The sequence below is a fragment of the Gordonia alkanivorans NBRC 16433 genome (assembly GCF_000225505.1).
Taxonomy (GTDB): Bacteria; Actinomycetota; Actinomycetes; order Mycobacteriales; family Mycobacteriaceae; genus Gordonia; species Gordonia alkanivorans.
This window is the reverse complement of record NZ_BACI01000122.1, coordinates 1-8,885: the sequence shown is the minus strand read 5'-3', so window position 1 is coordinate 8,885 and position 8,885 is coordinate 1. Positions and strand designations below refer to the sequence as shown.

Sequence of the window (8,885 nt, the reverse complement as noted above, 5' to 3'; positions counted from 1 at the left end):
CAATGCTGCCAGCGCAGGGACGACAATCGTGCGGACGAGAAAGGTGTCCAGGAGTAACCCGATACCGATGATGAAGCCGATCTGCACCATCACGTCGATCGATCCCAGCATGAGTCCGAACATGCTCGCCGCGAAGATCAAACCGGCCGAGGTGATGACCGAGCCGGTGTATGCGACGGTGCGTAGAACTCCGAGCCGGATATTGGCCACCGATTCCTCTCTGAGCCGGGAAACCAACAGCATGTTGTAGTCGGCCCCCACTGCCACTAGAACGATGAAAGACACCAGCGGGACCGGCCAGGCAATTTCATTGCCGAAAATGTGTTGCAGAACTAGGACACCGATGCCCAGAGCGGCTGCGTAGTTGAGAACGACAGTGGCCAGTAGATAGATCGGTGCGACGATCGCCCTGAGTAAGAGCATTAGGATCAGGCCGACTATCAGGATCGTTCCGAATCCGAGTAACTTGAAATCGTACGCCAGAAGTCGTTGGATGTCGGCGTTGATCGCCGGGAACCCGGCGACAGATGCGCGCGCACCCTGCAGCGTGGTGTTCGGCATGGCGTCCTCGGCCACCTTCGACAGACTGTTCGCCAACGTCATGGCATCCGCGGTATACGGATCGTAGGCGGTCTGCACTACAAAGCGAGCAGTCTTGCCATCCGGCGAGATGAACTGGCGCGCCACTTGGCTGAACTGTTGATCCTTGAACGCGTCGGCGGGTAGGTAGAACCCCGTTGCCGAGTCAGTGTTGCCGATGTCCCGGGCGGGCGCGCGTAGCTGGGCGGCCACTTGAGACAGGCCCGCCAGCAGCTGTACGTTGCTGTCCACCAATGCGCTCACACCGCCGGACAGCTGTCGGGCCCCGTCGGCGAGCGCTCGGACGCCCGTCTGGAGCTGTGACAACCGACTGCCGAGGTCCTGGCCGTTGATCGTCTGCAGAGCGGAGTCGAGGACGTTCAATGAGCTCTGCAACTGCGCGAGGTCCGCCGTTCCCGGGCCCTCGACTCCACCGAGCTGGGTAGCGAAGTCCGCGATACGACCGAGGGACTGGTTGTCGGCCAATGCGCGGATGTCCGAGGTCTGTGTCTGCAAGGCCGAACACTGCGGGATCTGGACGCACCAGGGAGCATCGAGTGCACTCAACGCCGGTGCGACGGCGTCGGCAGCCGACTGTGCTTGTCGTGCCACTCGAGACAGCTCGGGAGCTTGTTGGGAGAATTCATCAAGTGCGGGCGCCGCAGCAGCCAGCTGATCGACGAGCGGACGATACTGGCTGAGCTGCTCGCCGGCCGACGAGGCCTGCTCGAGCAACCCCGACAGCGGCGCGAGGTTGGTGGTGACCTGCTCGTTCAGCAGAGCAAGACCGTCGGCGAGTTGTGATGACCCGGTCTTTAGTAGGTCCAGGTCGCCCTTCCGTGACTGTGCGTCATCGGTCTGTTCGGTGATACCACTACCGATCTGGTCGTTCTGCCATGACAACTCAGCCTGCTCGAGCTTCTCGCCCGTCGGGCGGGTCACCCCGATGACGCGGGTGACGCCGGGCGTCTGCGCGACGCGCGACGCCATCTGTTCAAGATCGGCCAGTCCCTGGCCGGTGCGCATGTCTTCGTTCGACTCCACCAGAAGGAATTCGGAGATGATGGTGTCTTTGGGAAAGTGCCGGTTCAGCAGCGCGTATCCCTCGTTGCTTCCGGTGTCCGGCGGCTGACCTTCCCGATCGTCATAGGTGATTGTCATGGTGGTCGCGATGAGGCCGAGAGCGATCAGTGCCACCAGGCTCACCGCGAGCAGCGGGACCGGCCGCCGGATCACCCCCGTTCCCACCCGATGCCAGTACCGTCTGGTGAGGTCACGACGAGGTAGACCCGCGCCACGCTTTGCCGCGAACGACAGCACGGGGGGCAGCAAAGTGACGGTTGCCAGGAAGCCGAAGGCGATAGAGATCGCGCACGCCGGGCCGAGCGTGTTGAACACGCTGAGTTTGGCGAACGCCATCGCTAAGAAAGCAAAGGCAACTGTCGCTGCGGACGCGAGCACCACGCGACCGATCGTTGCGGTGGCGTTCGCAATGGCCACGTCAGGGGTATCGCCCGCCCGGATGCCCTCGTGATACCGGCTTATGAGGAATACGGAGTAGTCGACTCCGGCGCCGAAGATGATTACCGTCATGAACATCGAGGTGAATTGAGACACGGGCATGCCCAATTCGCCCAGACCCGAGAGCACCCCGCGGCCCACTGCCAGGCTCATGCCGACCACCAGCAGCGGCATGAGAGCGGTGAAGATCGATCGGTAGACGATCAGCAGGATCCCGGCGATCAACAGCACCGTGGCGAGCGTGATCACGACCAGATCGGTCTCACCCACCGCGAGCTGGTCGGTGAACGTGGCAGGTGGACCGGTCACCCGAACAATTGTGTCGGTACCACTGAAGATTTCGTTCGCGGTGTCACGGACCGCTTCCACGGCGTTGGCAGCGTCCGGTCCGCCCAACGTCCCGGTGACACCGATAGGCAGATACCACGCCTTCTTGTCTTTGCTCAGCGCCTGACTCTCCGTGAGCGGGTCGCCGAGCAGGTCGCGGACTGCGATGACGTGTTCCGTGTCCGCACGCAGTGCGGTCACCAATTCGTCATACCTGGCGCGGGTGGTGTCCGAGAAACCCCTGTCGTTCTCCATGGCGACGAAGACGGTGGTCTTGGCCCCCTTCTCATTGAACGCCTCACCCATCCGGTCGAGCGTCTGAAATGACGGTACGCCCGCGGGTATCGGGTCCACCGACTGCTGTCGGATCACGGACTCCAGCTGCGGGAATAGCACCGCTAAGCCGACCGCAACCACGACCCAGACCGACGCCACGAATCCCTTGCGCCGCAGCGTGAACCAGGCGACCTTTTCCAGTTGAGCGCTGTATTCACCGGTGCCGGCAGAACGCCTTGATGGACGGTTGTGAACGATCGACGACCTGGCCACGTACGAATTTCCTCTCGGACTCATTGGATTGGGGGAACGCCCCACAGGCGGCTCCGTGCGGGTCGGTCAGCTGTGATGTTCACTCTCTGCTATCGACTCCACGTCTTCGAGCGTGGTGGGGATGTGGTACGGCGGCCTGCTCGTGCCCGTAATGCGATAGCGGTCCCAGAAATCAGGATCGCCCACGACGCACTCGGCGCGGCCCTCTGGTGTCACGAAGACAGCAACCGTGCGCCTGCCCGCGAGGAGGGCGTCGAGCGCATCATTTTTGTCGATCCTGCCGTACCAGGTGTACAAGCCGTTGAGGGGCTGGAAATAGCCTTTGATTTTCACCCGGACAGCAATCTCCTTGCCGCGGCACACCAAGGTGCCCTCGCCGGAGTAGTCGAGATCGTGGTCGTCAGACACGTAAAGCTCACTTTCTTCACATCAAGCGTTGACAAAAGAACACACTGGCAGTGACACTAGCAGTATCGGGTACCCAGAGTATCGGGTATAGAGACGAGACTCAGCTCGGCCCGGAACACAACGGAGGTGTCACATGACCGTTCAGAATGTTGAGATCAAGCCCGACGTTTCGACGGAAGGGGTGTCGCGCGTCAGTGCCCGCAAGCCCGTCGACATGCAAAGGTCTGCCGGCCGACTCCTGCGGGCGGCGGCCGAAAAGTTCTACGACGCGGAGATCGACATCGATTGGGACTCGCCCTGGGAGGAGGGAAAGTACTTCCTGCCCGAGCATCGTGTCTCGCTCTACGGCACCAAGCTGTGGGAGAAAATGAGCGATGAGCAGAAGGTGGAACTCGGGCGCCATGAAATTGTCAGCATTCTCAGCTTCGGTATCTACGCAGAGAATCTGCTCAGCTCAGCGCTGCTCCGAATGTCTGCCAAAGGTGCCCTGACAGATCAAAGGGCCCTCTACGCCCTTAACGAGATCGGCGACGAGGCACGTCACTCGACGATGTTTGCCCGGTTGATCAACAAGACGGGACTGGCGCCGTACAAGTTGCCGAAGGGATTCTTGGGCTTCGCGAAGATTCTGCATTTTGTGCCTCTCGGCCCGTCTGTATCCGGCGCGACATTGCTCATCGAAGAGATACTCGACCGCGCTCAGCGTGAGGCGATGAATGACCCGAAAATGCAGCCGCAGCTGCGCCAGCTCATGAAGATCCACGTTCTCGAAGAGGCCCGCCACATCACCTTCGCGCGGCTGGAAATGGTGGAGGGGATGCAGCGTCGCGGACGCATCTCGCGCGCTTGGCATCGAGGCACGCTGGCGGTCATTGCGAACTTTGCGTACCCGTTGCTCATCAATCCGAAGGTGTACCCCGCTGTCGGAATCAACCGTCTGCGCGGGCTGTGGGCGCAGCAGACGAGCCCGAACTATCGCGTCAATTTGCAGTTCATGTCCGAGCCTATGATCCGGTTCTTCCACGAGGCCGGGATGATGGAGGGGAAATTCACGATGGCGATGTGGCGCGCAACGCGCAGCCTGCCCGACGATCTGCGCTAACACCCTCAGCCTGGCCCCCTCGGCCACTCGCCAACCCTCGACCCCACGTTCGGATGTCTCCGTTCGCGGGCTCGGGTGGATGACATTCTCACACCTGCGACGCGTTCCCGCGCCGTGCAGGTCCGTCTGCTGTATTTGATCAGGGAGCTTTTCACTCAATGCCGTCCTCCAACACCAAGCGCGCGGCGCGCGCCGCCACGGCGACAGACCCGGGAATAGCCGAGCCTATAATCACCAAGGTACTCATCATCGGCAGCGGATTTTCTGGGCTCGGTATGGCCGTGCAGCTCCGCCGGCGCGGGTATAGCGATTTCATCGTGCTGGAAAAGGCCGACTCTGTCGGTGGAACCTGGCGCGACAACACCTATCCAGGATGCGCATGCGACGTGCCGTCACTGATGTACTCCTACTCGTTCGAGAGCCGCGGTAGTTGGTCGAAGGTGTGGTCTTCGCAGCCCGAAATCGAGCAGTACCTGAAAGAGATCTCCGACAAGCGTGGTGTCACTCAGAAGATCCATTTTGGGCAGAAGTTGGTCTCCGGATACTGGAGCGAGTCCGAATCTCGGTGGCACCTGCGTACCGAGTCGGGCCGGGAGTACATCGCGCAGTACGTCGTGTCCGGTGTCGGCGCTCTGCACATCCCGAACTATCCGAACATCCCCGGAATCGATGAGTTCGCCGGCCAGGCATTCCATTCGGCAAAGTGGGACCACACGGTGGATCTCCAGGGCAAGCGGGTGGCCGTCATTGGCACCGGTGCCAGCGCGATTCAGTTCGTGCCATTCGTGCAGAAGGAGGCCGGCACACTCACGGTCTTCCAGCGAACCCCGGCTTGGGTACTTCCACGCAAGAACTTCGCGGTGCCGACGGCACTTCGGACCGTGCTCAGCAAGATCCCTATCACACGCCGCCTCGCTCGGTGGTCGGTCTACTGGGGCGCAGAGAGCCTGGCCTTCGGGCTCAACGGCCACTCCAACCTTATGCGACCAATCGAAAAAGTGGCGAAATGGAACATCGAGCGTTCTATCGCCGACCCTGAGCTACGCAGAAAGCTGATGCCGTCCTACCGCATCGGATGCAAACGCATCCTGGGATCGAACGACTACTACCCTGCACTCGCCGCGCCCAACACGACAGTGATCAGTGATCGGATTGAAAAGGTCACCGCGGATTCTATCGTCACCGCTGACGGCGTGTCACATCCTGTAGATGTGATCATTTACGCCACAGGGTTCCATGTCACAGACGGATTCGATCAACTCGCGCTCAAGGGCGCCCGGGGCGAAGACTTGCCGTCGCACTGGCACCGGACGGGCATCAACACCCACCTCGGCATCACCACCGAGGGCTTCCCGAACCTGTTCTTCCTGCTCGGGCCCAACACAGGTCTTGGACACAACTCTGTCGTATTCATGATCGAGCAGCAGATCAAGTACATCATGAAGGCCATCGACGCCGTCGACAGTCGCGGAGCGCAGCGTGTAGATGTGCGGCCCGAGGTTCAAGAACACTTCAACAAGAACATTCAGCACAAGCTCGCCAAGGGGGTATGGACCAACGGCGGGTGTACGAGCTGGTATCTGGACTCGCAGGGTGTCAACCGTACGGTGTGGCCCGGGTTCACCTGGCAGTACTGGCGAGCGACGAAGGACTTCAAGCCCGCCGAGTACGAGATCGCCTGACAACCCAGCCGTAGGTCATCGAGAAGTGAGTATTCAACAGTGAGTAGTTCGACAACAGATAACTATGCGAACCAGGTCGCAGTCGTCACGGGAGCCGCCTCAGGGATCGGCCGGTCCCTTGCGCTTCAACTTGCCGCACGCGGGGCCAGCCTTTCCTTGTCCGACGTCGACGAGGTGCATCTCGCGGAGACGGCGGCTATGTGCCGTACCGCGCATCGGGCGAAAGTCGAGACCGCCGTGTTGGACGTGGCAGATCGTGCTGCCTTCCAGGATTACGCCGAAAGCGTCCAGTCATCTTTCGGGTGCGTGAACATGGTGTTCAACAACGCCGGCGTCGCCCTCGGCGCCGACGTTGTTGACATGTCTTGGGAGGACTTTGACTGGCTGATGGGTATCAACTTCGGCGGTGTCGTCAATGGGACGAAGGCCTTCCTGCCTTATCTGATCGCCTCCGGTGATGGTCATCTGGTGAATACCTCCAGCGTCTTCGGTCTGGTCGGTATTCCCAGTCAAAGTGCTTACAACGCCGCCAAGTTCGGTGTGCGTGGCTTCACCGAAGCGCTTCGCCAAGAGATGAAGATCAGTCGGCATCCGGTCACAGTGACATGCGTTCACCCCGGCGGCGTCAAGACAAATATCGTCAATAACGCTCGGGGTGTATCCGATATGGGGGCAGATACCGCCACCATTGCCACAATGTTCAACAGCATCGCCAGGACCACTCCGGAGAAAGCGGCGTCCACCATCCTCAAGGGAATGGACAAGAAGAAGCCCCGAGTGCTGATCGGCGCAGACGCACGGGGCTTCGACTTTGTCGCACGCGTTGTGGGTCCGCGCTACCAGGACATCTCTGCGCCTATCACCCGCGCGGGCTACGCCTTCGCTCGCAAGCGGGGAATCATCAAATGACCGTCGAGCAGGAGAATCGGCCGGGCACCACCGCGCGATCGCGGACGCTGACCGTGTCGGAGGTCGTGCAAGAGACCAAGGACTCGGTGAGCATCGCCTTCGAAGTGCCTGACGAGATCGTCGACGATTTCAAGCATCTACCCGGGCAGTTCATTACGCTGAAGATCCCGTCCGACCAGACGGGCCACGTCGCACGATGCTATTCGCTGAGCAGTTCACCTCATGTCGATGACTTCCGCCTCGAGATCGGGGTGAAGCGCACCGCTGGGGGATACGCGTCAAACTGGTTGTGCGACAACGTCTCCGTCGGCATGGAAATGACCGTACTGACGCCGTCGGGAAAGTTTACCGCTAAGAGCCTCGACGTCGACATGCTTTTCTTCGCCGGCGGAAGCGGCATCACGCCGATCCTGTCGCTGGTGAAGTCGGCACTGGTGTCGGGCAGTGGGGAAGTCGTCCTGTTCTACGCGAACCTTGACGCCGATTCGATCATGTACGAGCGCCAGCTTCAGCAGATCAGATCCGAATTCCCCGAGCGGTTCACTTTGGTCGACTGGCTTGAGTCGGAGAACGGGATCCCCACATCCGAGGCTGTCGAGAAGATTATTCGTGATCACAAGGGATCGGTGATCTTCACCTGCGGCCCTTCCCCCTTCATGGATCTGGTGGAAAGGTCTGCCACCGCGTGTGGAGTGGACCATTCGGATGTACATCGGGAGGTGTTCCAGTCGCTGGCGGGTGACCCGTTCGACACCCCCACACTGCGTCGACTCAGTGACGATGAGGGTGTAGCTACCGCCACGGTTTACCTCAACGGAGAGTGCATCACCACGGAGTGGCCACGTAACACGCCGCTGCTCGATGTGCTGCTCTCACGAGGGCACAACGCCCCGTACTCGTGTCGAGAGGGCGCATGCAGCGCGTGTGTGTGCAAGCTCATCGAGGGTGATGTCGACATGGTGCAGAACAACATCCTCGTCGACGATGACATTGAGGACGGTGAGCGACTCGCGTGCCAGGCACTTCCGCTCACCGACGCTGTGACGGTGAGCTTCGATGACCTCTGACTCGATGACCTCTGACTCTTCGGGAGCTGGCCTGTTGTCGCCGCGGTCGCGGGAGGTTCTCTCTAGTGACGGCACAAGGCTGTTCGTTGAGGAGTACGGGCTGGGTGATGATGCGCCGCTGTTGGTGTTCAGCCACGGGTGGGCTTGCCAGGGTCGGTTCTGGAGACCTCAGATCGAACACTTCGCCAACACACACCGTGTGGTGGTATATGACCAACGAGGACATGGCTGGAGTGACCGGGGTCGCGCCCCCTTCTCTTCGTCGTTGCTCGGCGACGATCTCGAGGCGGTCTTGCGCGCGGTCGTCACGTCGAGTCGTAAGGCCTTGGTGTCCGGTCACAGTATGGGCGGGATGTCCATCATGGGTTGGGCTGCCGAGCACCCGGAGTCGGTGCCCCTCCTAGCCCGTGGTGCCGTCTTGGCGAGCACTGGACCCTCCCAGTTGGTTAGCCGATCGACGTTAATAAGGTCGCCACGTCGATTCCGCGCCACACTGGAGCGAGCCTTCGCAGCCGGGCTCGCCATCGCGGGACCGGAGATGCTTGACACTCGTTTCAACCGACGGTTGGTAAAATACGGGACGATGGGCCCGCACGCGTCGGCCGACGTTGTAGCGGAGTGTTCCGACATAGTGCTGCGTTGCCCCCCTGCGGTGCGGGGAATGTGGGGCAAGGTCCTGGCCTCCATTGACGTCAGCAAAGGAGTCGACTCACTTGCGGTTCCGACGACAGTGATCGTGGG

At 60.9% G+C, this 8,885-nt stretch carries 7 protein-coding genes; 5 read left to right on the top strand and 2 right to left on the bottom strand.

Annotated features, from left to right (window positions below):
• Nucleotides 1–3,000: MMPL/RND family transporter (locus tag GOALK_RS22820; protein ID WP_042378882.1), on the bottom strand; the 3,000-nt coding region annotated here is incomplete at its 3' end.
• 42 nt (nucleotides 3,001–3,042) lie between these two features.
• Nucleotides 3,043–3,384, bottom strand: coding sequence for a DUF4873 domain-containing protein (locus GOALK_RS22815; protein ID WP_006361213.1), 342 nt, complete (start codon nucleotides 3,382–3,384; stop codon nucleotides 3,043–3,045).
• A gap of 133 nt (nucleotides 3,385–3,517) precedes the next feature.
• Here GOALK_RS22815 and GOALK_RS22810 point away from each other — a divergent pair, with 133 nt between their 5' ends.
• From GOALK_RS22810 to GOALK_RS22790, 5 genes are all read left to right on the top strand, one after another.
• Nucleotides 3,518–4,486 carry an AurF N-oxygenase family protein gene (locus GOALK_RS22810; RefSeq protein WP_006361212.1) on the top strand — a complete coding sequence of 323 codons (969 nt, stop codon included), beginning with the start codon at nucleotides 3,518–3,520 and terminating at the stop codon, nucleotides 4,484–4,486.
• A gap of 158 nt (nucleotides 4,487–4,644) precedes the next feature.
• Nucleotides 4,645–6,168: a flavin-containing monooxygenase gene (locus GOALK_RS22805; protein WP_006361211.1), complete on the top strand. Its 1,524-nt coding sequence runs from the start codon at nucleotides 4,645–4,647 to the stop codon at nucleotides 6,166–6,168.
• A gap of 39 nt (nucleotides 6,169–6,207) precedes the next feature.
• Nucleotides 6,208–7,077, top strand: a complete 870-nt coding sequence (locus GOALK_RS22800) for an SDR family NAD(P)-dependent oxidoreductase (RefSeq protein ID WP_006361210.1) — start codon at nucleotides 6,208–6,210, stop codon at nucleotides 7,075–7,077.
• Nucleotides 7,074–8,144, top strand: a complete 1,071-nt coding sequence (locus GOALK_RS22795; RefSeq protein ID WP_006361209.1) for a ferredoxin--NADP reductase — start codon at nucleotides 7,074–7,076, stop codon at nucleotides 8,142–8,144. Before GOALK_RS22800 ends, GOALK_RS22795 begins: the two co-directional genes overlap by 4 nt.
• Before the next feature lie 4 nt (nucleotides 8,145–8,148).
• Nucleotides 8,149–8,885, top strand: a 737-nt coding sequence (locus tag GOALK_RS22790; protein WP_040004462.1) for an alpha/beta fold hydrolase, incomplete at its 3' end; no start/stop codon positions are given.

Bases quoted from the DNA above. Each gene is read 5' to 3' on its own strand.
- GOALK_RS22810 (WP_006361212.1), top strand. From the start codon at position 3,518: ATGACCGTTCAGAATGTTGAGATCAAGCCCGACGTTTCGACGGAAGGG.
- GOALK_RS22805 (WP_006361211.1), top strand. From the start codon at position 4,645: ATGCCGTCCTCCAACACCAAGCGCGCGGCGCGCGCCGCCACGGCGACA.
- GOALK_RS22795 (WP_006361209.1), top strand. From the start codon at position 7,074: ATGACCGTCGAGCAGGAGAATCGGCCGGGCACCACCGCGCGATCGCGG.